This window comes from Streptomyces sp. ATexAB-D23 (assembly GCF_000373645.1).
Classification (GTDB): domain Bacteria; phylum Actinomycetota; class Actinomycetes; order Streptomycetales; family Streptomycetaceae; genus Streptomyces; species Streptomyces castrisilvae.
In genome coordinates this window covers 191,892-214,292 of record NZ_KB892079.1, presented here as the reverse complement: position 1 = coordinate 214,292, position 22,401 = coordinate 191,892, and the positions used below count along the sequence as shown (strand labels likewise).

Annotated in this window: 21 protein-coding genes; 9 read left to right on the top strand and 12 right to left on the bottom strand. The window is 71.8% G+C overall.

The window, feature by feature from the left end:
• Window positions 1-158: 158 nt before the first annotated feature.
• Window positions 159-1,097: a LysR family transcriptional regulator gene (locus B082_RS0133675; protein ID WP_018556178.1), complete on the bottom strand. Its 939-nt coding sequence runs from the start codon at window positions 1,095-1,097 to the stop codon at window positions 159-161.
• Between the two features lie 70 nt (window positions 1,098-1,167).
• Here B082_RS0133675 and B082_RS0133670 point away from each other — a divergent pair, with 70 nt between their 5' ends.
• Complete coding sequence (locus tag B082_RS0133670; RefSeq protein WP_018556177.1) at window positions 1,168-2,316, top strand: TDT family transporter; 1,149 nt, start codon at window positions 1,168-1,170, stop codon at window positions 2,314-2,316.
• Between the two features lie 31 nt (window positions 2,317-2,347).
• Here B082_RS0133670 and B082_RS0133665 read toward each other — a convergent pair whose 3' ends face one another.
• The 3 genes from B082_RS0133665 to B082_RS0133655 all read right to left on the bottom strand — a co-directional run bounded on the left by B082_RS0133665 (window position 2,348) and on the right by B082_RS0133655 (window position 6,757).
• Window positions 2,348-2,893, bottom strand: coding sequence for a helix-turn-helix transcriptional regulator (locus B082_RS0133665; RefSeq protein WP_018556176.1), 546 nt, complete (start codon window positions 2,891-2,893; stop codon window positions 2,348-2,350).
• Between the two features lie 170 nt (window positions 2,894-3,063).
• Window positions 3,064-5,700, bottom strand: coding sequence for an ABC transporter permease/substrate binding protein (locus B082_RS0133660; RefSeq protein WP_018556175.1), 2,637 nt, complete (start codon window positions 5,698-5,700; stop codon window positions 3,064-3,066).
• Window positions 5,693-6,757 (bottom strand): quaternary amine ABC transporter ATP-binding protein, encoded by a 1,065-nt coding sequence (locus tag B082_RS0133655; RefSeq protein WP_018556174.1) that lies wholly within the window; start codon window positions 6,755-6,757, stop codon window positions 5,693-5,695. The genes B082_RS0133660 and B082_RS0133655 overlap by 8 nt, the downstream gene beginning before the upstream one ends.
• Window positions 6,758-7,075: 318 nt before the next feature.
• Here B082_RS0133655 and B082_RS0133650 point away from each other — a divergent pair, with 318 nt between their 5' ends.
• A complete protein-coding gene (locus B082_RS0133650; protein ID WP_018556173.1) occupies window positions 7,076-7,984 on the top strand; it encodes a 5'-3' exonuclease in 909 nt (302 codons plus the stop codon).
• Between the two features lie 78 nt (window positions 7,985-8,062).
• Window positions 8,063-8,905, top strand: a complete 843-nt coding sequence (locus B082_RS0133645; protein ID WP_026250457.1) for a siderophore-interacting protein — start codon at window positions 8,063-8,065, stop codon at window positions 8,903-8,905.
• Window positions 8,906-8,968: 63 nt separating this feature from the next.
• Here B082_RS0133645 and B082_RS37265 read toward each other — a convergent pair whose 3' ends face one another.
• Window positions 8,969-9,637: a MerR family transcriptional regulator gene (locus B082_RS37265; RefSeq protein ID WP_018556171.1), complete on the bottom strand. Its 669-nt coding sequence runs from the start codon at window positions 9,635-9,637 to the stop codon at window positions 8,969-8,971.
• A gap of 166 nt (window positions 9,638-9,803) precedes the next feature.
• Here B082_RS37265 and B082_RS37260 point away from each other — a divergent pair, with 166 nt between their 5' ends.
• The 6 genes from B082_RS37260 (at window position 9,804) to B082_RS0133610 (ending at window position 15,418) form a co-directional block, all read left to right on the top strand.
• Window positions 9,804-10,742, top strand: coding sequence for a hypothetical protein (locus B082_RS37260; protein WP_018556170.1), 939 nt, complete (start codon window positions 9,804-9,806; stop codon window positions 10,740-10,742).
• Between the two features lie 189 nt (window positions 10,743-10,931).
• Window positions 10,932-11,516 carry a sigma-70 family RNA polymerase sigma factor gene (locus B082_RS0133630; RefSeq protein WP_018556169.1) on the top strand — a complete coding sequence of 195 codons (585 nt, stop codon included), beginning with the start codon at window positions 10,932-10,934 and terminating at the stop codon, window positions 11,514-11,516.
• Complete coding sequence (locus B082_RS0133625) at window positions 11,513-12,277, top strand: anti-sigma factor (protein ID WP_018556168.1); 765 nt, start codon at window positions 11,513-11,515, stop codon at window positions 12,275-12,277. Before B082_RS0133630 ends, B082_RS0133625 begins: the two co-directional genes overlap by 4 nt.
• 135 nt (window positions 12,278-12,412) lie before the next feature.
• Window positions 12,413-14,023 carry a molybdopterin-dependent oxidoreductase gene (locus B082_RS0133620; protein WP_018556167.1) on the top strand — a complete coding sequence of 537 codons (1,611 nt, stop codon included), beginning with the start codon at window positions 12,413-12,415 and terminating at the stop codon, window positions 14,021-14,023.
• A 110-nt stretch (window positions 14,024-14,133) separates the two neighbouring features.
• Entirely contained in the window at window positions 14,134-14,787 is a 654-nt protein-coding gene (locus B082_RS0133615) for a fasciclin domain-containing protein (protein ID WP_018556166.1), read from the top strand.
• Between the two features lie 181 nt (window positions 14,788-14,968).
• The gene (locus tag B082_RS0133610; protein WP_199783888.1) at window positions 14,969-15,418 is read left to right on the top strand and encodes an SPW repeat protein; all 450 of its coding nucleotides are present in this window, start codon (window positions 14,969-14,971) and stop codon (window positions 15,416-15,418) included.
• Between the two features lie 117 nt (window positions 15,419-15,535).
• Here the strand turns inward: B082_RS0133610 and B082_RS0133605 are convergent, their stop codons facing one another.
• The 7 genes from B082_RS0133605 to B082_RS0133575 form a co-directional block, all read right to left on the bottom strand.
• Window positions 15,536-18,370, bottom strand: coding sequence for a DEAD/DEAH box helicase (locus B082_RS0133605; protein WP_018556164.1), 2,835 nt, complete (start codon window positions 18,368-18,370; stop codon window positions 15,536-15,538).
• Window positions 18,371-18,414: 44 nt separating this feature from the next.
• Window positions 18,415-19,332 (bottom strand): diacylglycerol kinase, encoded by a 918-nt coding sequence (locus B082_RS0133600; RefSeq protein ID WP_018556163.1) that lies wholly within the window; start codon window positions 19,330-19,332, stop codon window positions 18,415-18,417.
• Between the two features lie 17 nt (window positions 19,333-19,349).
• Window positions 19,350-20,312: a twin-arginine translocase subunit TatC gene (gene tatC / locus B082_RS0133595; RefSeq protein WP_018556162.1), complete on the bottom strand. Its 963-nt coding sequence runs from the start codon at window positions 20,310-20,312 to the stop codon at window positions 19,350-19,352.
• 51 nt (window positions 20,313-20,363) lie between these two features.
• The gene (gene tatA / locus B082_RS0133590) at window positions 20,364-20,651 is read right to left on the bottom strand and encodes a Sec-independent protein translocase subunit TatA (RefSeq protein ID WP_026250455.1); all 288 of its coding nucleotides are present in this window, start codon (window positions 20,649-20,651) and stop codon (window positions 20,364-20,366) included.
• A 229-nt stretch (window positions 20,652-20,880) separates the two neighbouring features.
• Entirely contained in the window at window positions 20,881-21,078 is a 198-nt protein-coding gene (locus B082_RS0133585; RefSeq protein WP_018556160.1) for a hypothetical protein, read from the bottom strand.
• 56 nt (window positions 21,079-21,134) lie between these two features.
• Window positions 21,135-21,413 (bottom strand): hypothetical protein, encoded by a 279-nt coding sequence (locus B082_RS0133580; RefSeq protein ID WP_018556159.1) that lies wholly within the window; start codon window positions 21,411-21,413, stop codon window positions 21,135-21,137.
• Between the two features lie 18 nt (window positions 21,414-21,431).
• The gene (locus B082_RS0133575) at window positions 21,432-22,388 is read right to left on the bottom strand and encodes a helix-turn-helix transcriptional regulator (RefSeq protein ID WP_018556158.1); all 957 of its coding nucleotides are present in this window, start codon (window positions 22,386-22,388) and stop codon (window positions 21,432-21,434) included.
• Window positions 22,389-22,401 lie beyond the last annotated feature (13 nt).

Genomic DNA, 22,401 nt, shown 5'->3' with positions numbered 1-22,401 from the left:
GTGCATCGCCGAGTTCTCGGCTCCGCTCGAACAGGGGAGACCCCACTCCTCGGTGTGCGCCCGGATCACCCTCGTACTGGACGTACTCGGGTGATCCGGGCGTGCGGCGAGAGTGCGTGCCAGGCGTCGCGGGCCCGCGAAGATCCGCCGGACAGGCCCTAAACCATGCCCCCGGAGGGTTCCGACCGGGTCAGCGAGAGCAGGTCGCGGGCCGGGCCCGTGGGCCGGTGGCCCGCCGGCCACACCGCGCGCAACTGGCGCCGCAGCCGGACCCCGGCGATGGGGACCTTGACCAGGCGGCGGGCCGACAGCTCCTCGCCGAGCGCGAGTTCGCTCAGGACACAGGGGCCCGCGCCGCTCTCCGCCGCGCCCTTCACCGAGGTGGTCGACGACAGTTCCAGGAGCGGCGGGGCGAGCGGGCCGTGCGCGGCGAGCGCGGCGTCCAGGACCTGGCGGGTGCCGGAGCCGTGTTCGCGCAGGATCAGCGGGGTCGCGGCCAGTTCGCGCGGGGTCAGGGGGGTGCGGCGGCGGGCCCAGGCGTGCGAGGGGGCGACCACGACGACCAGGCGGTCGTGGGCGATGACGGTGCCGTCGAGCCCTTCCGGGACGGACAGGCCCTCGACGAAGCCGAGGTCGGCGTCCCCGGTCAGCAGCCGCTCGGCGACCACCGCGGAGTTCCCGGCGAGCAGCGAGACCGCGGTGCCGGGCCGTTCGGCGCGCAGGGCGATCAGCCAGCCCGGCAGCAGGTATTCGGCGATGGTCATGGAGGCGGCGACCCGCAACCGGGAGTCGCGGCGGTCCCGCAGCGCCTGGGCGCCCGCGTCGAACGCCTCGGCGGACTCCACGACCCGGCGCGCCCAGTCGGTGACCAGCGCGCCCGCGTCGGTGAGCCGGGAGCCCCGGGGCGAGCGGTCGAGCAGAGCCAGGCCGAGCTGCCGTTCCATGGAACGGATGCGGCTACTGGCGGCGGGCTGGGTGATGCCGACATCGCGGGCGGCCCGGCCGAGGCTGCCGTGCCGGGCGACCGCGAGGAGCAGCTCCAGCGCGCCGAGGTCGGGCACCCGGTGGGACAGGGGGGCGGACGGTTCGCTGGCCATAAGCCCACCTTATGACCTCATAGAGCAGCACTCTCTGGTGGGGCCCTGCCCGGCCCAGGAGAATCATGGCATGGCCATCTTTCCGCAGACCCGTACATATACCCCGCACGCCGGCACGGATCGGCGGCCCACTCTGCGGTACTTCGGCCCCAACTGGTACGCGACGGTCATGGGCACCTCGATCGTGGCGAGCGCGGGCGTCGCGCTGCCTGTGCACGTCCCCGGACTGCGGGGTGCCTGCACGGCGGTGTGGCTGCTCTCCGCGCTGCTGCTCGCCGCCGTGCTGACGGCGCGCGCCGGGCACTGGGCGGCCCACCGCGACCAGGCGCGCGCCCACCTCCTGGACCCGGCCGTCGCGCCGTTCTACGGCTGCCTCTCGATGGCGCTGCTGGCCGTCGGGGGCTCCGGCATGGTCGTGGGCAAGGACGTCATCGGCCATCCGGCGGCGCTCGCGCTGGACGTGGTCCTGTATACGGCGGGCACGCTGACCGGACTGGCCGCCGCGGTGGCGGTTCCCTACCTGATGATCGTGCGCCACCGGCCGGAGCCGGGCACGGCGTCCCCGGTGTGGCTGCTGCCGGTGGTCGCCCCGATGGTGTCGGCCGCGCTCGGCCCGCTGCTGGTGCCGGAGCTGCCCGCGGGCCAGGGGCGGGAGGCACTGCTGCTGGGCTGCTACGCGATGTTCGGGCTGAGCCTGCTGGCGACCCTGGTGATGCTGCCGCTCGTCTTCGGCCGGCTGGTGCACCGCGGCCCGCTGCCTCTGGCGCTGACTCCGACGCTGTTCCTGGTGCTCGGTCCGCTGGGCCAGTCGACGACCGCGGTCAACGCGCTGGCCGACGTGGCGCCGGACGCGGTCCCGGGGGCGTACGCCTCCGCGCTGGGCGCGTTCGCCGTGCTGTACGGCGTGCCGGTGATGGGGTTCGCCCTGCTGTGGCTGGCCCTGGCCGTCGCCCTGGTGGTCCGGGCCGTGCGGGGCGGGATGACGTTCTCGATGACGTGGTGGGGGTTCACGTTCCCCGTCGGTACGTGTGTGACGGGCGCCGCCGGTCTGGCCCGGCACACCGGGCTGGGCGCGTACACCTGGCTGGCGGTCGCGCTGTACGTGCTGCTGGTGTCGGCCTGGGCGGTGGCCGGGGTGCGCACGGTGCGCGGACTGGTCAGCGGGGCGCTGCTCGCGGCGCCGAAGGGGGCCGCCGCGGTGACGGCCCGTACCGCCTGAGGGAGTCTGCCGGCCACCGGCCCCCGGGCGGTCAGCGCCGGGGGTCGGACGTGGCGTCGATGTGTTCGGCGACCGCGACGCACAGCAGCCGGGTGCCGGGGAGGGTGGCCCGCCAGCGGTGGCGCACCCCGCCGGACAGGAACAGCGTGTCGCCCTGGACCAGCCGGTAGGCCTGGCCCTCGGCCTCCACCTCGGCGGCGCCCTCCGCTACGTACATCACCTCGTCGTTGCGGTGCTGGAACTCGCGCCCGAGGTCGAGTTCCCCGGTGAACTCCAGGGCGCTGAGCTGGTGGCGTCCGCGTACCACGCGGTGCACCCCGTCCTCCGGCACGCCGCGCACGACGTCGACCGCGCGGGCGGAGTCCGCGGCGGCGCGCAGCCGTGCGGGGGTGGTCTCCAGCGCTTCGGCGACCCGGTCCAGGGACCGGGCACTGGGTCTGGCGCGTTCGTTCTCGATCTGGCTGAGGAACGGTACGGACAGACCGCTGCGCGAGGCGACCGCGGCCAGGGTGAGTCCCAGGGATCTGCGCTGTCGGCGGACGGCGGCGCCCACCCGGAGTGTTTCCTTCTCGTCCATGTCCGGCTCCCTCCCGACTGGCCATCCTTCCGGTTGTGGGCGCCTCGCGCACACCGTTACGCCAGGTCGGCCCGGAAAGTGACCTCTTCGGAACGCCGGAAGGGGTGGGTCCCGCCGACGGCGGGACCCACCCCTTCATGTGCCGCGGCCCCGGTGGGGGCCGGTCGCGGCTACGACTGGGGAGCCATCTTGTCCGCGATGCCCGGGTTCTTCTCCATCCAGGCCTTCACGGCTTCCTCCTCGTGTCCGGTACCGAGCTTCTGGATCTGGTTCTCCAGACCGGCGAGCTGGTCCTCGCTGAGCTTGAAGTCCTTGAACCACTTCGTCAGCTGCGGGTAGTTCTCCGGGAACTCCTTGGAGGCGATGGTGTGCAGCCGGTCGCCGTCACCGAAGGCCTTCTTGGGGTCCTGGAGCTTGGTCATCTCGTACTCGCTGTACGCCCAGTGCGGGGTCCACAGCAGGACGGCGATGGGCTCCTTCTTGGCGTACGCCCGCTTCAGCTCGGAGAGCATGCCGGGCGTCGAGGCGTCGACGACCTTGTACTCGTCGTCCAGGCCGTAGGCCGGGAGCACGTTCTTCTTGAGGTTCTCCATCGTGGCGGTGCCGGGCTCGATGCCGACGATGCGGCCCTTGAACTTCGAGCTCTTGCCCTTGAGGTCGGCCAGGGACTTGACGTCCTTGACGTAGTCGGGCACCGCGACCTCGATCGAGGTCGGGCCGTACCAGGAGCCGATGTCCGTCAGCTTGGAGCCGTACTTGTCCCAGTAGTTCTTCTGGGTGAACGGGAGCCAGCCGTCGAACTGCACGTCGATCTGGCCGCGCGACATCGCGGTGTACATCGGACCGACCTCGAACTGCTTGAGGTTGATCTTGTATCCGCGCTCCTCCAGGACGGCCTTCCACAGGTACGTGGCGGCGATGTCCTCCTCCCAGGGGAACCAGGCCATCTCGACCGCGCGGTCGCGCTCGTCCTTGCCGTTCGCGCCCTTGGAGGTGGCGGCCTTCTTGACCGGGGTCAGCGTGTCGGCGACCTCCGGGTTGGCCTTGAGCCAGATACGGACGGCCTCCTGCTCCTTGCCGGAGCCGCTCTTCTGGATCTGCGCCTCAAGGCTGGTGAGCTGGTCCTCGCTCATCTTGAAGTCCTTGAGCCACGTGCCGACCTCGGGGTTGTCCTCGGCGAAGCCCTTACGGGTCAGCGTGTGGATCCCGTCGCCCTTGCCCCAGAGGTCCTTGGGGTCCTTGAGCTTGGTCAGCTCGTACTGGTTGTACGCCCAGTGCGGCGACCACAGCGGAACGACGATCGGTTCCTTCTTGGCGTACGCGCGCTTCAGCTCGGCCAGCATGGACGGCGTGGAGCCGTCGATGACCTTGTACTCCTTGTCCAGGCCGTAGCCGGGCAGGATCTTGTCCTTGAGCAGGCCCATCTCACCGGCGCTCGGCTCGATGCCCACGATCCGGCCCTTGAAGTCGGACGCCTTGCCCTTGAGGTCGTCGAGCGAGTCGACGCCCTTCACGTACGAGGGGACGGCCAGCTCCAGCGAGGTGGGGCCGTACCAGGAGCCCATGTCGTCCAGGCGGTCCTTGTACTTCTTCCAGTACGAGGCGTGGGTCACCGGCAGCCAGGAGTCGGTCTCGAAGTCGATCTGGCCGCTCGCCATGCCCGTGTAGAGCGCGCCGGCCTCGTACTGCTTGACGTCGACCTCGAAGCCGCGCTGCTCCAGCAGTTCCTTCCACAGGAACGTGGAGGCGATGCCCTCGTCCCACGGGATGTAACCCATGCTGATCTTCTTGCCGGCCCCGATGTTCTTCGGGTCGGACGCGGTCGTGGCGTCGTCGTCCGAGGAACCGAACAGGCCCATGCCGCCGGCGACGAGCGCGAGCGCGACCACCCCGGCCACGGCCACGACGGGCTGCGGGCGGTGGTGCCAGATCTTCAGGCCGCCGGCCACCGACTGTGCCTTGGCGAGCGCACGGCGGGCGAGCGGGGAGACCTCGCGGCCCAGGGCACTGGTCATCCGGTCCAGGTACATGGCCAGGATGACGATGGAGACACCGGCCTCGAAGCCGAGACCGACGTCGACGTTGCCGATGGCGCGGTAGACGGAGCCACCGAGGCCGCCGCCGCCGACCATGCCGGCGATGACCACCATGGACAGGCCCAGCATGATGACCTGGTTGATGCCCGCCATGATCGTGGGCAGGGCCAGCGGCAGCTGCACCCGCAGCAGGGTGTTGCGGGAGGTGGTGCCGAAGGCCTCGGCCGCCTCGACGAGCTCGCCGTCGACCTGGCGGATGCCCAGCTCGGTCATCCGGACGCCCGGGGGCAGCGCGAAGATGATGGTGGCGATGATGCCGGGTACGACACCGACGCCGAAGAAGATCACGCCGGGGATCAGGTAGACCATGGCGGGCATGGTCTGCATGAAGTCGAGGACCGGCCGGATCACCGCGCTGACCGTCTTGGAACGGGACGCCCAGATGCCGAGCGGCACGGCCAGGACCAGCGTCACGATCGTCGCGACGAGCACCAGCGTGAGGGTGTCCATCGCTTCGTCCCACAACTCGACGGAGTCGATGAGGGCGAAGCCGACGAACGCGAGGAGACCTGCGAGCAGGCCGCGCAGCCACCAGGCGATGACGGCGACGATGCCGGCGAAGAGCAGGGGTGCGGGGGCGGACAGGACGGCGGCGATGCCGTCGAACATGCCGCTGACCACGGAGCTGATGGCGTCGAAGAGCCAGGACAGGTGGGTCTGGAGCCAGTCGACGGCGGAGTCGACCCAGTCGCCGAGATGAAGCCTAAACACCGGCCACCTTCTTCAGCGTGGTCGCGGCGTCCTGGGGCGCCTCGGCGGGGGTCATCGGCTCGCCGAGCACGGCGAGCAGCCGGGCCCGGGGCACGACGCCCACGAGCTTGCCCTTGTCGTCGGTCACGGCGACCGCGACCCCGCTCTGCGAGCAGGGCGTGAACAGCTCGATGATCGGCGTGGACTCCGTGACGGTGGCCGGGGCGGCCCGCAGCACGTCGGCCGGGGTCCGCAGCTCCTTGCCCTCGTCGTCGGGGGTGCCCATGACGGTGTGCGGTTCGGCCATGATGGCGCCCGCGGTCAGCACCCGGGAGCGGTCCACGTCCTGGGTGAAGGAGGCGACGTAGTCGTTGGCCGGGGTGACGAGGATGTCCTCGGCGGTGCCGAGCTGGACTATCTCCCCGTCGCGCATCACGGCGATGCGGTCGCCGAGGCGCATGGCCTCGTTGAGGTCGTGGGTGATGAAGACGATCGTCTTCTTCAGCCGCTTCTGCAGCTCCAGGAGCTGGTCCTGCATGTCGCGGCGGATCAGCGGGTCGAGCGCGCTGAACGACTCGTCCATCAGGAGCAGGTCGGCGTCGGTGGCGAGCGCGCGGGCGAGGCCCACGCGCTGCTGCATGCCGCCGGACAGCTCGTCGGGCCAGGACTTCTCCCAGCCGGCGAGGCCGGTCAGCTCCAGGGCCTCGGCGGCGCGGCGGTGGCGCTCGGCGCGCGGGACGCCCTGCACCTCCAGGCCGTACGCGGCGTTCTCCAGGACGCTCCGGTGGGGGAAGAGCGCGAAGTGCTGGAACACCATGCTGATCTTGGTGGAGCGGACGTGACGGAGCTGGGCGGGGCTCAGCGCGGTCAGATCCTCACCGTCGAAGAGCACCTGGCCGGAAGTGGGCTCCAGCAGGCCGTTGAGCATCCGCAGCAAGGTGGACTTGCCCGAGCCGGACAGCCCCATCACGACGAAGATGTGGCCCGGTTCCACGGTGAACGATGCATCGATCACCGCTGCGGTCGTTCCGTCGGCGCGCAGCGCATCGCGGTCGGTGCCGCTCTTCAGCTTCTGCACGGCTTGATCGGGTCGTCTGCCGAAAACTTTGTACAAGTGCTCGGCTTGCAGCCTGGACACATACACCTCACGCGTTGAACCGAAAACGGTCTGCCACCCCCGCCGGCAGACCGTGGAGCGGCACGGATTCTGTCCGTTTGGCACGTGCAAAAGTCGAAATGCGACGTGGTCCGCTCCGATGCCGCGCCTGCCCGGCCTTACCCGGAGCAAACACAAGAGTGACCCAGATCACATATTCGAACCCCGACTCCGGGAACCGCGTCCGGGGCAGCCGCTGTCGGTGCCGTGCGGCATCATCGGCGTGTGACGCGACGCCTGATGCTCCTCGACACCGCTTCCCTCTATTTCCGCGCCTACTTCGGCGTGCCCGATTCGGTGCGCGCGCCGGACGGGACCCCGGTCAACGCCGTGCGCGGGCTGCTGGACTTCATCGGCCGGCTCGTGCAGGACCACCGGCCCGACGACCTCGTCGCCTGCTGGGACGCGGACTGGCGGCCGCAGTGGCGGGTGGACCTGATCCCTTCGTACAAGGCGCACCGCGTGGCGGTTCGAACCGGGGCCGGGGTGCCCGACGAGGAGGAGACGCCCGACACGCTGGCGCCGCAGGTGCCGGTCATCGCGGAGGTCCTGGACACCCTCGGCATCGCCCGGGTCGGGGTCGCGGGGTACGAGGCGGACGACGTGATCGGCACACTGACGGGCCGGGCGGCCGGGCCGGTCGACATCGTGACCGGCGACCGGGACCTCTACCAGCTGGTGGACGACGCCCGGCGGGTGCGGGTCCTCTACCCGCTCAAGGGGGTCGGCACGCTCCAGGTGACGGACGAGGCATGGCTGCGCGAGAGGTACGGGGTGGACGGTCCGGGCTACGTGGACCTGGCGCTGCTGCGCGGCGACCCGAGCGACGGACTGCCCGGCGTGCCCGGCATCGGCGAGAAGACGGCCGCGAAGCTGCTGGACGCCTTCGGCGACCTGGCCGGGATCATGGCCGCGGTGGACGACCCGGCGTCCGGGCTGACGCCCTCGCAGCGCAAGCGGCTGGACGAGGCCCGCGCCTATGTGGCCGTCGCGCCGAAGGTGGTGCGGGTCGCCGGTGACGTGCCGCTGCCGGACTTCGACCCGGCGCTGCCGGCCGGGCCGCGCGACCCGGCCGCGCTCGACGTTCTCGCGGCCCGCTGGGGGCTGGGCGGAGCGCTTCAGCGCCTGCTCGCCGTACTGCACCCCTGAGGTGTTAAGTTAGGTAACCCTAAGATCGATGCCCCCATCGGTCGACGGCCCCATTTCCGGCAGCAGGGAGCAAACCTCGTGGCAGAACGACCGGAGCGGCGGGCACCCAGGGCTCAGGGGGCGCAGGTTCTGCGCACCGAGCAGGTCACCCCGCACATGATCCGGGTGGTGCTCGGCGGTGACGGTCTCGCGGACTTCACGCTCTCGGGCTTCACCGACCACTACGTCAAGCTGTGCTTCGCCCCCGAGGGCGCGGACTACGCCCACCCCTTCGACATGGCCCGCATCCGCGAGGAGTATCCCCGCGAGCTGTGGCCCACCACCCGTACGTACACGATCCGCTCCTGGGACGCCGCCGCCCGCGAGCTGGCGATCGACTTCGTGGTGCACGGCGACGAGGGCCTCGCGGGGCCCTGGGCGGCGCGCGCCGAGCCCGGTGACCAGGTGACGTTCCTGGGCCCCGGCGGCGGTTACGCCCCCGACGCGTCGGCCGGCTGGCACCTACTGGTGGGCGACGAGAGCGCGCTGCCGGCCGTCGCCGCCGCGCTGGAGCAGATGCCGGCGGGTGCGGTGGTCCGCGCGTTCGTCGAGGTGGAGGACGCGACGGAGGAGCAGAAGATCGCCACGCCCGACGGCGTCGAGGTCACCTGGCTGCACCGCGCGGGCCGCCCGGTCGGCGAGGGGCTCACCGCGGCGGTGAAGGAACTGGAGTTCCCGCCCGGCGATGTGCAGGCCTTCGTCCACGGCGAGGCCGGCTTCGTCAAGGAGATCCGCCGCCACCTGCGCCTGGAGCGCCGGATCCCCGCGTCGCAGCTGTCGATCTCCGGCTACTGGCGACTCGGCAAGGACGACGACGCCTGGCGCTCCGTCAAGCGTGAGTGGAACGAGCAGGTGGAGCGCGAACAGGAGGGCGCCGCGTAGCGCCCCGCGTACGTACCGCCGACTGTGCCCCGGCCCCTCGGACCGGGGCACAGTCGCGCCACCTCAGACCCCGGCTTCTTCCGACCCGGCCCCTTCCGCCTCCGCCCCTCCCCCGTCCTCGTAGACGCGCGCGGACGCCTCCGCCTGGGCGAGCCGCCGCAGCGCGCCGAACATCGCTTCACCGAGGACGGTGCCGACGACCACTCTCTCGACCAGGTCCTCCCGGGCCGCCTCACGGCTGACGTAGGCGAGGTCGGTGAGCGCGACCTGTTCGGCCGCCGCCGCGTAGTCGTCGAGCAGGTCGATGAAGGCGCCGTGCCCGGCCCGGCGCAGCGCCACCAGCACCTCGGCCAGGGCCTCCGAGCCCGCACTCCCGGTCCCGGCACGCCACCCCCTGCGCTTCAGCAGGGCCAGCACCTCCTCGCGGGCGCCCCGCAGTTCGGGATCGGAGTCGTCGCGGGGTGACGAAGTGAGGCGCTTCGCCGCGATCCCCAGAATGTCGTGCACCGGCTGGTCCGGGTCCTCCATGGCCCGCAGCACGTCTCCGATGGCCGACAGCGAGAGCCCGCCGACGTCCAGCAGGGCGCGGATCAGCCGCAGCCTGCGCTCGTGCCCGGCGTCGTAACTCGCCTGATTGGGGCTCGTCAGCTGCCCGGCGGGCAGCAGCCCCTCCCGTACGTAGAACTTGATCGTCGGTACCGGCACCCCGGACCTGCGGCTCAACTCACCCATGCGCACCGCGCGTTCGCTCCTTCCGTTTGCCAACTCCGCCCCCAGCGTGGATAGTACCCCTACCGATAGCGGAGAGTGCCGCTATCCATAATGCCGAATCTCTCAAGGGGGACCCATGCCGCAATGGCGCACCTGGCACCGACCCTTAGTCCTCTTCGCTGCCGCGATGGCCGTCATAACCGTCGTCTCGGGCGTGGGCCTGCTGGCCGACGACCGGATCCTGGCGGGCGCGGCGATCTGGGCCAAGCCCTTCAAGTTCGCGATCTCCTTCGTGGTCTACGCCCTCGGCCTCGCCTGGATGCTGACGCTGGTCACCCGGGGCCGGCGCACCGGCTGGTGGGCCGGGACCGTGGTCGCGCTGACCGGCCTGGCCGAGATGGTGATCATCACCGGGCAGGTGGTGCGGGGGAAGCGGAGCCACTTCAACGTCGCCACCCACCTCGACGCCCTGCTGTTCCGGGTGATGGGGGTGAGCGTGGCCTTCCTGTGGGCCGCGATGCTCGTCATCGCGATCCTGCTGCTGCGCGCCCGGATCGCGGACCGCGCGTCCGCCGCGGCGATCCGGGCGGGCGTGTTCCTGGCCCTCGCCGGCGCGGGCCTCGGCTTCCTGATGACCCTGCCGACGCCCGGACAGCGGGCGGCCGACCGGCTCGGCACGGCGGACGTGATCGGCGCGCACACCGTCGGCGTCCCGGACGGCGGGCCTTCGATGCCGCTCACCGGCTGGTCCACGACCGGGGGCGATCTGCGCATCCCGCACTTCGTGGGGATGCACGCGCTCCAGGTCCTCCCGCTGTTCCTGCTCGTCCTCGCCGCCCTGGCGACCCACGTGCCCCGGCTGCGGGACCCGCTGGTGCGGCTACGCCTGGTGCTGGTGGCGTCCGGCGCGTACGCGGCCCTCATCGCCCTGGTCCTGTGGCAGGCGCTGCGCGGCCAGCCCCTCATCCACCCGGACGGCGCGACCCTCGTCTGTGCCGCCCTGATCGCTCTGTCCACCGCGACCGGCGCCTACGCGGCGCTGCGGCGCCCGCCCCGGACGGCCGCGGCCCGGCCGGGGAGCGGGCTCCCGGACCGGGCGGCCGAAGCGGTGCCGTCGGGCCGGTGAACGGGCCGGCCGCCGGGCGGACTTCCCGTACGAGCGGAACGTACGGGCCGGCCGCTCCCGCCGGGGTCCGCCGCTCACGGCGTCACGCCGGCCGCGAAGGCGTGCAAGGATTCCCCGCCCCGACCCATCCGCACCGGCACCGGCTCCGAATCACCCCAGGAGAGCGATGACCACCGAAGGGAACCCCGCGTGAAGGAAGCCGTGTACATCACCGGAACGGCCTCGGCGGGGCCCGATCTCCAGGAGCTGATGGGCAGGGTCGCACGGGGCGACCAGGACGCCTTCGCTCAGGTCTACGACACGGTGAGCGGTCCGGTGCTCGGGCTCGTCCGCAGCATCCTGCGCGATCCGGCCCAGTCCGAGGAGGTCGCCCAGGAGGTCCTGGTCGAGGTGTGGCGTACGGCGTCGCGCTTCCGGGCCGCCCGGGGCAGCGCCATGAACTGGGTGCTCACCCTGGCCCACCACCGCGCCGTCGACCGCGTCCGCTCGGCGCAGGCGGCCGCCGCCCGCGAGCACAAGGCGGCGCTGCTGGACCGCACGCCGCCCTTCGACAACGTCACCGAACAGGTCGAGAGCCGGCTGGAGCGCGAGCAGGTGCGCCGCTGCATGCTGACCCTCTCCGAATTGCAGCGGGAGTCCGTCACGCTGGCGTACTACCGCGGGCTGACCTACCGCGAGGTGGCCGAACTGCTCGCGGTACCGCTCGGCACGATCAAGACCCGACTGCGCGACGGACTGATCCGGATGCGCGACTGCCTCGGAGTGAGCGCATGAGTGACGCCGGACTCCACACGCTGACGGGCGCCTATGCCCTGCACGCCCTGCCGGCCGCGGAACGCCGGGACTTCGAACGCCACCTCGGCGCCTGCGATGCCTGCTCCGTCGAGGTGCGCGAGCTGACCGAGACCGCGACCCGGCTCGGGCTGGCCGTCACCGCCCCGGTCCCCCGGGACATGCGCGAGCGGGTGCTGCGGGAGATCACGGCGGTACGCCAGGAGCCGCCCGCCGTGGGCCGCCGCGTCCGTCCGCGCGTCCGGCCGCGCCGGGCGGGCCGGTGGCCCCGGTTCGCACTGGCGGCGAGCCTGGCCGCGGCGGCGGGCTTCGGCGGCGTCGCGGTCTGGCAGCACCAGGAGGCGCGGGCCGCCCGCCAGGAGGCGGACGCCGCACGGCAGCAGGGCGCGGCGGTGGCCCGGGTCATCGCAGCCCCCGATGCCCGGTCGTCGGCGGGGACACTGAAGAACGGCGCGAAGGGCACGGTGGTGGTCTCCCGGAGCCAGGACCGCGCCGTCTTCCTGGCCTCGGGGCTGGGAGAGGCACCGAGCGGCAAGGTGTACCAGCTGTGGTTCGACGACGGCGGCACGATGCGGCCGGCGGGCCTGATGCGGGCCTCGGGCGCCTCGCCGACGACCTACGCGGCCATGCTCGAAGGACCGGTCGACGGGGCGACGGGCATGGGCGTCACGGTCGAGCCCGCGGGCGGCTCGGCGCAGCCGACCTCCGCCCCGCTGACGATGATGGACCTGCCGTCGTCATGAACGGCGGCATGGACGACGGCATGAAAGGCGACCGGAAGGCACCTCACCGGCTGCCCGCAGACTGCCAGCCGCTCGAAGTCTCATCCGATCGGGTGACAGACCAATCCGCCCGGCCCCCGGCTCCGAATCCAGTCCGTGAGTGAAGATCGGAACGATCCGGAGACCGGGGCCGCCGCGCCCCGGCGGCGCGGCTGGGCGCGTGCGGCCTGCGGCGCGCTCAGCGGTGTGATCGCCGGGTTCTGCGCCCTGGCCTTCGCGGAGCTGGTGGCGGCGGTCGTACGTCCCGAGGCGGGCCCGGTCACGGCGGTGGGCGGTGCGGTGATCGACCGCACTCCCCCGGCGCTCAAGGACTTCGCCGTACGGAACTTCGGGACGAACGACAAGCTGGTCCTGGAGCTCGGCATCCTGGCCCTGCTGACGCTGTTCGCCGTGGCGGTCGGGCTGCTGGCGCTGCGGCACCGCCTGCCGGGCGCCGCGGCCGTGCTGGTCTTCGGGGCGGTCGGGGCGGCGGCGGCGATCGGGCGGCCGGAGGGCCGGGTGTCCGACGCCCTGCCGTCCGTGCTCGGCGCCGTGGTCGCGGCGGGGGTGCTGTACCTCCTGGCCGGGCGGCTGTCCCCGGCCACCGCGTCCTCACCCGGCAGAGCCGCGGCCGGTGCGTTCGACCGGCGCGGGTTCGTCATCGCGGCGAGCGCGGCCGCGGCCGCCTCGGCCGGAGCCGGTCTGCTGGGGCGGCAGCTCACCTCCGCCGTGCAGGCCGGGGCCGCCGCCTCCCGGCGCGATCTGGTCCTCCCCGTACCCGACTCACCGGCCCCGGCCGTACCGGCGGGCGCGGACCTGGAGATCCGGGGACTCGGTCCTTTCGTCACGCCCAACAAGGACTTCTACCGCATCGACACGGCCCTGGTCGTACCGCGCCTGGACGCCGGCGAGTGGCGGCTGCGGATTCACGGTACGGGAGTGGCCCGGCCGGTGACGCTGAGCTTCCGGGACCTGCTGCGCCGGGAGATCGTCGAGCGCGACATCACCCTGACCTGCGTCTCCAACGAGGTGGGCGGACCCTACGTGGGCAACGCGCGGTGGATCGGTGTGCGGCTGGCCGATCTACTGCGGGAGGCCGGGGTGAGACCGCCGTCCGAGGGCGGGCGCGCCGACCAGATCGTGGCGCGCTCGGTGGACGGGATGACGATCGGCACGCCGGTCGAGGACGTCATGGACGGCCGCGACGCCCTGCTCGCCCTCGGCATGAACGGGGAGCCGCTGCCCTTCGAGCACGGCTTCCCGGTCCGGATGGTCGTCCCCGGCCTGTACGGCTATGTGTCGGCCTGCAAGTGGATCAAGGACATCGAGCTGACCACGTTCGACGCGTACGACGCGTACTGGGTCAGGCGGTCGTGGTCCCCGCGGGCGCCCATCAAGACCCAGTCCCGCATCGACACCCCCCGCCCCTTCTCCTCCCCGAAGGCCGGCACGGTCCCGGTCGCCGGGGTCGCCTGGGCCCAGCACCGCGGCATCACCCGGGTCGAGGTCCGGGTGGACGACGGTCCCTGGCATCCTGCGCGGCTGGCGGCACAGGACGGCCGGGACACCTGGCGCCAGTGGGTGTGGGAATGGCCGGCCACCCCCGGCAGCCACACCTTGGAGGTCCGCGCGACGGACCGCACCGGCGCCGTCCAGACCGGCCGGCGCGTCGGGACCGTACCCGACGGGGCGACGGGCCGGCACACGGTGGTGGTCGACGTGACCTGACGGGCGCGCCGCGCCACCCCCACGCACGCGCGGCCGCCCCTGGCCCCGCACTGCCCCTATCGACCACTCAACGCGATCGTTCAGTTACAGACCCGAACCAGGAGAACATCATGAAGGTCATCCACGCCCGCCGCGCCGCCGTCGCCCTGTCCGCCGCGGTCGTCCTGCCGCTGGCCCTGACGGCCTGCGGCGGCGATTCCAAGGACAGCGCGTCCGGCTCCACCGCCTCGTCGGCGAAGGCCCCGGCGTCCGACTCGCCGTCCGCCGGTGACTCCATGGGCACGGACAAGCCCTTCGGCCCCGCCTGCGCCTCGGTCCCGAAGACCGGCGCGGGCTCCTTCTCCGGCATGGCCACGGACCCGGTCGCCACCGCGGCCTCGCACAATCCCGCCCTGTCCACCCTGGTCACCGCGGTCAAGAAGGCGGGCCTGGTCGACACGTTGAACAGCGCGCAGAACATCACCGTCTTCGCCCCGACCGACGACGCCTTCGCCAAGATCCCGAAGGCCGACCTCGACAAGCTGCTCGCCGACAAGGCCGCGCTCACCAAGGTCCTCACGTACCACGTGGTGGGCCAGAAGCTGACGCCGGAGCAGCTGGGCAAGGGGGCCTTCGAGACCCTGGAGAAGGAGGAGCTGACCACGGCCGGCTCGGGCACGGAGTACACCGTGAACGACACGTCGAAGGTCGTCTGCGGCAATGTCCCGACCGCCAACGCGACGGTCTACATCGTCGACACGGTACTCATGCCGCCCGCCGCGTAACGGCTCTCCTCGCGGTGGGCACCACGCCCACCGCGAGGCCGGCGGCGGCAGTGCGGATCCCACGGAGATCCAGTCGCCACAGAATTACACATAAGCCACATATAAGAGCAGACTGGTGTGTGCGGGCCTTCCCGCACACAGCGGTTGGCCGGGTCCGCACGATCCGAAGGGGAACGAACTCATGTCAAACGTCTCGCACGCCGGCCACGACATGGCCGGACACCCCGATGTATCGGAAATGAGCGACCGCTACGCGCGCGTCATGGGAGGCCGTGACGTGGCGCTCGTGGACGCGCCGGTCTTCCTGGTCGGCCTGTACTGCGCCGTCTCCCCCTGGGTGCTGCACTTCACGACCTCGCAGTCCTCCCTGGTGACGCACAACCTGGTGATGGGTATCGCGATCGCCGTGCTCGGTCTCGGGTTCACCGCGATGCCGCAGCGGATGTACGGCCTGAGCTGGGCCATCGTCGCCATGGGTGCCTGGATGATCGTCTCGCCCTGGGTGGTGGGCAGCAGTCCGGACACGGGAGTCATCCTGAACAACGTCATCATCGGCGGACTGGCCGCCCTGCTGGGACTGGTATGCGCGGGCGCCTCGATGAAGATGAGCCGCAGTCGCCGACGGGGCTAGCCTCCCGCGGCACACTCCCGGGGCACGGAGCCCCCGCACCTCCGCCGACCGGACCGCGTGTCCGGCCGGCGGCCGTGCGACGGGACCGGTGCGCGCAGGCCTGTCGCGCCTCCCCGGTCAGCCGAGTGAGCTGTACGCCACCACGCCCCGCAGCACCTCGTCCACCGCCTTGCGCGCGCTGCGCGCCACCGAGCTGTTCTCCCTCGGCGCGGCTGCCGCGACCTGGCCCAGCACGTCGATGACCTGCTTGCACCACCGTACGAAGTCGCCCGCGGGCATCTCCGCCTCGCGCAGGACCTCGTCCAGCGACCGGCCGGACGCCCACATGTGGACCGCCCAGGCGAAGCCGAGGTCCGGCTCCCGCTGGCCGACCCCCTCCGCCTGGTTGATCTTGAAGTCCTCCTCCAGGGCGTCGAGCCGCCCCCAGATCCGGACCATCTCGCCCATCGCGGTCCTCGCCGGACCGGACGGCAGCTTCGGCGCCACCGCGTCGTCGGCCTGCCGCGCCTCGTACACCAGGGCGGAGACGCAGGCCGCGAGCTCGGCCGGATTGAGCCCCTCCCAGACGCCCGCGCGCAGGCACTCGCTCGCCAGCAGGTCCAGCTCGCCGTAGAGCCGGGCCAGCCGCTTGCCGTGCTCGGTGACCTCGCTGCCGCGCAGGTAGTCCAGCTCGGTGAGCAGGGCCACGATCCGGTCGAAGGTGCGGGCGATCGTGTTGGTCCGGCCCTCGATGCGGCGCTCCAGCTGCCGGGTGTCGCGCTGAAGCCGGTGGTAGCGCTCGGCCCACCGCGCATGGTCCTCGCGCTCGTCGCACCCGTGACAGGGGTGGGCGCGCAGTTCGGTGCGCAGGCGCGCGATCTCACGGTCGTCGGCCGCGGGGGCTCGCCCCTTGCGGTGCCGGTCCGGGACGATGTGGCCCGCCTTGGTGCGCAGCGCGGACGCCAGGTCGCGGCGCGACTGCGGCGAGCGCGGGTTGAACGACTTCGGGACCCGCATCCGCTCCACCGCCTCCACCGGGACCGGGAAGTCGATCGAGGCGAGCCGCTTGACCTGCCGCTCGGCGGTCAGCACGAGCGGCCGGGGGCCGTCGTGATACTCCATGCCGCGGTGTCCGTGCCCGTTGGTCCGGCCGGCCGGGAGACCGGGGTCCAGGACGAGCGCGAGACCGGCGAACTTGCCGGTCGGCACATGGATGACATCGCCGGGCCTGAGCTTCTCCAGGGACGCCGCTGCGGCGGCCCGCCGCTGCGTGGCGCCCTGCTTGGCCAGCTCCGTCTCCCGGTCCTTGAGGTCGCGGCGCAGCCGCGCGTACTCCTCGAAGTCCCCGAGGTGGCAGGTCATGCCCTCGCGGTAGCCCTCCAGGCCCTCCTCGTTCCTCTGGACCTGTCGGGAGATGCCGACGACCGACCGGTCCGCCTGGAACTGCGCGAACGAGGTCTCCAGCAGCTCGCGCGAACGGTGCCGCCCGAACTGGTGCACGAGGTTGACCGCCATGTTGTACGACGGGCGGAAGCTGGAACGCAGCGGATACGTGCGCGTACCGGCGAGCCCGGCGAGGGCGCCCGGGTCCATACCGCGCTGCCAGAGCACCACGGCGTGGCCCTCGACGTCGATCCCGCGCCGCCCGGCCCGGCCGGTCAGCTGGGTGTACTCGCCGGGGGTGATGTCGGCGTGCTGCTCGCCGTTCCACTTGACGAGCTTCTCCAGGACCACCGAGCGGGCGGGCATGTTGATGCCGAGCGCCAGCGTCTCGGTCGCGAAGACCGCCTTGACCAGGCCCCGGACGAACAGCTCCTCGACGATCTCCTTGAACCGGGGCAGCATTCCGGCGTGGTGCGCGGCGATGCCCCGCTCCAGGCCCTCCAGCCACTCGTAGTAGCCCAGGACATGCAGGTCCTCGGGGGGAATGGACGCCGTCCGCTCCTCCACGATCTCCCGCACCAGCCGGCGCTTGTCGTCGTCGTTGAGCCGGAGCCCGGCGTGCAGGCACTGCTGTACGGCGGCCTCGCAGGCGGCCCGGCTGAAGATGAACGTGATGGCGGGCAGCAGGCCCTCGGCGTCCAGCCGGTCGATGACCTCGGGGCGCGACGGTGTCCAGATCCGGCTGCGCCGGCGGCGCTCGCGCTCGCGGTCGGCCTCGCGCACCATCTTGCCGCGCCGCCGTTCGCGCGGGTCGTATCCGCGCTGGTTCTCCATCCGGGCGAGCCGGACGAGGTCGGGGTTGACCTCGCGGCGGGTGACACCCCGGCCGCCGTGGTCGCCCTCCTCCTCGAAGAGGTCGTACATCCGCCGGCCGGCCAGCACGTGCTGCCAGAGCGGCACGGGCCGGTGCTCGGAGACGATCACCTCGGTGTCGCCGCGCACGGTGTCCAGCCAGTCGCCGAACTCCTCGGCGTTGGACACGGTCGCCGACAGGGAGACCAGGGTGACGGACTCGGGCAGGTGGATGATCACTTCCTCCCACACCGCGCCCCGGAAGCGGTCGGAGAGGTAGTGCACCTCGTCCATCACCACGTACCCCAGGCCGTTCAGCGCCTGGGAGCCCGCGTACAGCATGTTCCGCAGGACCTCGGTGGTCATCACGATCACCGGAGCGTCGGCGTTGACGCTGTTGTCACCCGTCAGCAGGCCGACCTTCTCGGCGCCGTAGCGCTTGACCAGGTCGGCGAACTTCTGGTTCGACAGGGCCTTGATCGGGGTGGTGTAGAAGCACTTGCGGCCCTGCTCCAGGGCGAGGTGCACGGCGAATTCGCCGACGATCGTCTTGCCCGAGCCGGTCGGGGCCGCGACGAGCACGCCCTTGCCGGCCTCCAGCGCCTGGCACGCCTCGATCTGGTACGGGTCGAGAGCGAAGCCGTACATCTCGCGGAACGGCGCGAGCGCGGTCGCCTGCTCGGCGGCCCGGAGCCGGGAAGCCTGGTATCGCTCAGCTGGTGAGAGGTCCTCTGTCATCTTGTCCCCGAGCCTACCCGCCGCCTCCGACAGTGACGCGATCTTTAATCGCCCGTGGAACGGGCCGGGGAAGCCGCCCCGAGCACCCGCACGGCCCGCGGCACACAGGTGGCGGTCAGCGGCAGGCCGCCGAGGGGTTCACCGTCCGCGTACGCGGTGATCCCGGCGGCCTCCAGGGTGATCGAGGAGACCCGGTGCACGGTGACGACGGGGTGGCTGAGGTGCGTCCCCTTGTACACCTGGGGGAAGACCTTGAGCAGCGTCGTTCGGCTGCACTCGCCGACCACCGTCACGTCGAAGAGGCCGTCGTCCATGACCGCGTCCGCGCAGATGCGCATGCCGCCGCCGTAGGCCGTGCCGTTCCCGACGGCGATGAGGGTCGCCTCGATCTCATGGGCGGGACCGTTGTCGAGGGTGATCCGGTACGTGACCGGTTTGAAGGCGGCCAGCTCGGCGAGGATCGCCAGGTCGTACTTGAACCGGCCGCCCACCCAGCGCATCCGGTTGCCCCGGTCGTTGACCCGGGAGTCGAAGCCGGAGGCGAGCACCGACCCGAACCACCGGTCCCCGACCCGGCCGAGGTCGATCTCGCGCACGGGCCCGCCCTTGAGCGCGTCGGCGACGACCCGGCCGGCCGCGGCGGGGTCGCGTATCGGCAGTTCCAGGGCGCGGGCGAAGTCGTTGCCCGTCCCCACGGCCACCACGCCGAGCGGGGTCGGCGTCCCGGCCACCGCCTGGAGGGCCAGGGACATCAGCCCGTCCCCGCCGACGGCTATCAGCGCGCCGGTCCCCTCCGTCACGGCGTCGCGCGCTCTGCGCAGGGCGTCATCCGCGTCCTCGCCGAGGATGGTGCGTACGGAGAAGCCGGCGTCCCGCAACGCGGAAGCGGCCGGCTGCGCGGCTCGCGCGCCCCGGCCGCGTCCTGCGGTGGGATTGACGAAGAGGGTGATCTCGCTGGTCACCCGGGGACCCTACAAGGTCAGGTGATGTCGTCGTAACCGTCGCGCGGCGAGGGCCGCCCGCCGTCCCGTTCCCCGTCGGCCTGGCCGGGCACGGAGGGCGAGGACGACACGTGCTCCATGTCCCCGATGTCCTCGGGGGTGAGGTCGAGCTGCGAGGCCTCGTCGTCGTCGAGTTCGGCGTCGGGGTTGTTGCGGCGCCTGCGCCGGTCGTTGGCCATGCAGATGCCGAGCGCGATGAAGTACAGCAGCACGATGGGCGCGGCCAGTGTGATCATCGTGAGCGGGTCGCCGGTCGGGGTCGCCACGGCGGCGAAGATCGTGATGCCCATGACCATGGCGCGCCACCAGGAGCCCAGCCGCTTGGCGGTGAGCACTCCGGTGAAGTTCAGCAGGATGAGCAGCAGCGGCAGCTCGAAGGCGAGGCCGAAGACGACCACCATGCGCGTGACGATGTTGAGGTAGTCGTCGACGGGCAGCAGGTTGGTCGTGTGCTCCGGGGTGAAGCCGAGCAGGACCTCCGCGGTCTTCGGCATCAGCAGGTAGGCGAGGGCGGCGCCCACCAGGAAGAGCGGCACACCGACGCCGACGAAGCCGAGCGCGTACCTCTTCTCGTGCTTGTGCAGACCCGGGGCGAGGAACGCCCACAGCTGGTAGAGCCAGACCGGAGTGGAGAACACCACCCCTGCCATGAGGGAGACCTTGAGGGCGATGGAGAACGGGGCGACGAGGCCGTTCACCGTCATCTCGGCGCACGGCCGACCGTTGGCCTGGGTCTTCTCGCCGTTGGCGCAGCCGACCGACTCCAGGATGGGCTTGATCAGGAAGCTGATCAGCTCGTCGTAGAAGAAGGCGGTGATCGACGTGATGACGACGACCGCCAGGACCGCGATCAGCAGCCGGTTACGCAGCTCACGCAGGTGATCAGCGAGAGGCATCCGCCCCTCGCTGTCCTTCTCCTGCTTGCGGGCAGACTTGAGCAACCCACTTCCCTCGTCTCGTGCGGCAGCCGACGGGTCAGCCCGTCGGCGCGATCAGCTCTGGGTGGTGGGCTTCGCTTCGCTCACCGGGCGGGAGCTCGTGACGTCGCCGGGCGCTGCCTGGATCGTGCGCGCGGTGGCCTGCTGGGCGGCCGGGTCGGCGGCGGCGTCCGTCGTGGCCGCCGGCTCGTCGTCCTTCTTCATGGCCTTGGCCTCGCTCTTGAGGATGCGGGCCGACTTGCCCAGCGAACGGGCCATGTCGGGAAGCTTCTTGGCGCCGAACAACAGCAGGATGACAGCGATGATCAGAACGATCTCTAGAGGCTTCAGATTGCCCATGATGTGCTTCCTTCTCGCTGAGGCGGCTGGAGGTGGGCTCGCTGCCCTGAGGGCCGGATACACATCCGGCCAATGCGCTGGCAGCGATCGTAACCCGCGGGAGTAAACGCGGGGCAATGCCCGTGCATACTTTCGATAGCGGCCCGCACCTCCCTGCCTGGGCCGTCAGCAGCAGCGTACCCTCCGGGCCTCCGAAACAGGAGGCCGCATTCCGCGCGGCCGCCCGGCCCCGCTACGGCAGCGATTTACCGGTGGACGCGAGGCGGGCGGCCGCGTGCTCCAGGTCCTCGGCGGCCCGGTTGATGCGTTCCGTGGTGCGGGTCACCTGGTGGCCGAGCCGCTGGGCCTCGACGAACACCTTGATGGCCAGCACGCCGAGCACGGCGATCCCGAGGAATCCCAGGGCGATGGCGAGCATGGGCCAGAACATGCGCAGAGCCTCGATATGTCTAGTGTCCGAAGGCCCCGGAACGTCTCGGGGACGTCTCAGGAGCCGGTGTGCAGGCGCAGCGTCCGCACGCCGCCGTCCATGAGGAGTTCCACTATCCGCTCCCCCGCCGGCTTGCGGACGCCGGCGGCGCACTCGGGGCAGGTGAAGGAGTAGAACGTGGTGCGGCTGGTGGCGCCGATCACGAGCCGGAACTCCGCCGCCGCCAGCTCGGACCGCGCACGGCAGTCGGGGCAGGCCGCCCTGAAGCGCGCCGACTCCGGCACCGTGACGGTCGGCACGCCGGCGAGACCCGGCACCACGGACAGGTTGCCCATATCTCCTCAGCCGTCCCTTCAGGCCGCGCCGTCGTAGGCCGCGAGCGCCGCACGGGCCGCGCGCCGCGCGCTCTCGGCCAGCTCCGGGGGCGAGACGATACGTCCCTCCCGGCCGAGCCGGAGCGCCAGCCTGCGCAGCGACGCCGGGTCGGGGGTGCGCAGGGTGATCCGCAGGCCCCCGTCGGACAGCTCCTCGGCCCGGTCGTGCGGGTAGTACTCGGCGACCCAGCGTCCGCCCGGACCCACCTCGATCACGACTTCCGGGTCCTCGGCGGCCGGCTGGACCAGGCCCTCGGACAGGTCCCGCAGCTCCAGCTCGGGCGGCGCCGCCGGCTCGTCCAGCAGCCGGATCCCGGCGACCCGGTCGAGCCGGAAGGTGCGCCGGTCCTCGGAGGAGCGGCACCACGCCTCCATATAGGTGTGCCCGACGGCGAACAGCCGGATCGGGTCCACCTCGCGCTCGGTCAGCTCGTCGCGGGCGGGCGAGTAGTAGCGCAGCCACAGCCGGCGCCGCTCCGAGATCGCCCGGTCCACCTCGGCGAAGACCCCGCCCTCGGACTCGAAGGTGACCGAGAGCCGGGAGCTGGCCGCACCGACCTCTCCGGCGGCGGCCTCCAGCTTGGCGGTGGCGCGCAGCAGGGCCTGGCGGTCGCTCTCGCGCAGGCCCGGCAGGGTCGCCACGGCGCGGGCGGCGACCAGCAGGGCCGTCGCCTCGTCGGCCGCGAGCCGCAGCGGTTCGGCGACGTCGTCCGCGTTGTGCCACCAGATCCGGTCGCCGTCGGTGTCGATGTCCAGCAGGTCGCCGCCCCGGAAGCTGGTCCCGCACATGGGCAGCACATCGAGGTCGGAGATCAGCTCGTCCTCGGTGATTCCGAAGGCCCGCGCGACGTCCTGGACGTGCGCGCCGGGACGCTCGCGCAGATACGTCACCAGGGAGAGCATCCGGCGGGTCTGGTCGATGGCGTTCGTGGCCATGATTTCGGGTCCC

Coding starts and splice junctions, on each gene's coding strand:
- B082_RS0133585 (WP_018556160.1), bottom strand. CDS start 21,078: ATGTTCTGGCCCATGCTCGCCATCGCCCTGGGATTCCTCGGGATCGCC.
- B082_RS0133670 (WP_018556177.1), top strand. CDS start 1,168: ATGGCCATCTTTCCGCAGACCCGTACATATACCCCGCACGCCGGCACG.
- B082_RS0133675 (WP_018556178.1), bottom strand. CDS start 1,097: ATGGCCAGCGAACCGTCCGCCCCCCTGTCCCACCGGGTGCCCGACCTC.
- B082_RS0133580 (WP_018556159.1), bottom strand. CDS start 21,413: ATGGGCAACCTGTCCGTGGTGCCGGGTCTCGCCGGCGTGCCGACCGTC.
- B082_RS0133575 (WP_018556158.1), bottom strand. CDS start 22,388: ATGGCCACGAACGCCATCGACCAGACCCGCCGGATGCTCTCCCTGGTG.
- B082_RS0133650 (WP_018556173.1), top strand. CDS start 7,076: ATGCTCCTCGACACCGCTTCCCTCTATTTCCGCGCCTACTTCGGCGTG.
- B082_RS0133610 (WP_199783888.1), top strand. CDS start 14,969: ATGTCAAACGTCTCGCACGCCGGCCACGACATGGCCGGACACCCCGAT.
- B082_RS0133605 (WP_018556164.1), bottom strand. CDS start 18,370: ATGACAGAGGACCTCTCACCAGCTGAGCGATACCAGGCTTCCCGGCTC.
- B082_RS37260 (WP_018556170.1), top strand. CDS start 9,804: ATGGCCGTCATAACCGTCGTCTCGGGCGTGGGCCTGCTGGCCGACGAC.
- B082_RS0133665 (WP_018556176.1), bottom strand. CDS start 2,893: ATGGACGAGAAGGAAACACTCCGGGTGGGCGCCGCCGTCCGCCGACAG.
- B082_RS0133615 (WP_018556166.1), top strand. CDS start 14,134: ATGAAGGTCATCCACGCCCGCCGCGCCGCCGTCGCCCTGTCCGCCGCG.
- B082_RS0133625 (WP_018556168.1), top strand. CDS start 11,513: ATGAGTGACGCCGGACTCCACACGCTGACGGGCGCCTATGCCCTGCAC.
- B082_RS37265 (WP_018556171.1), bottom strand. CDS start 9,637: ATGGGTGAGTTGAGCCGCAGGTCCGGGGTGCCGGTACCGACGATCAAG.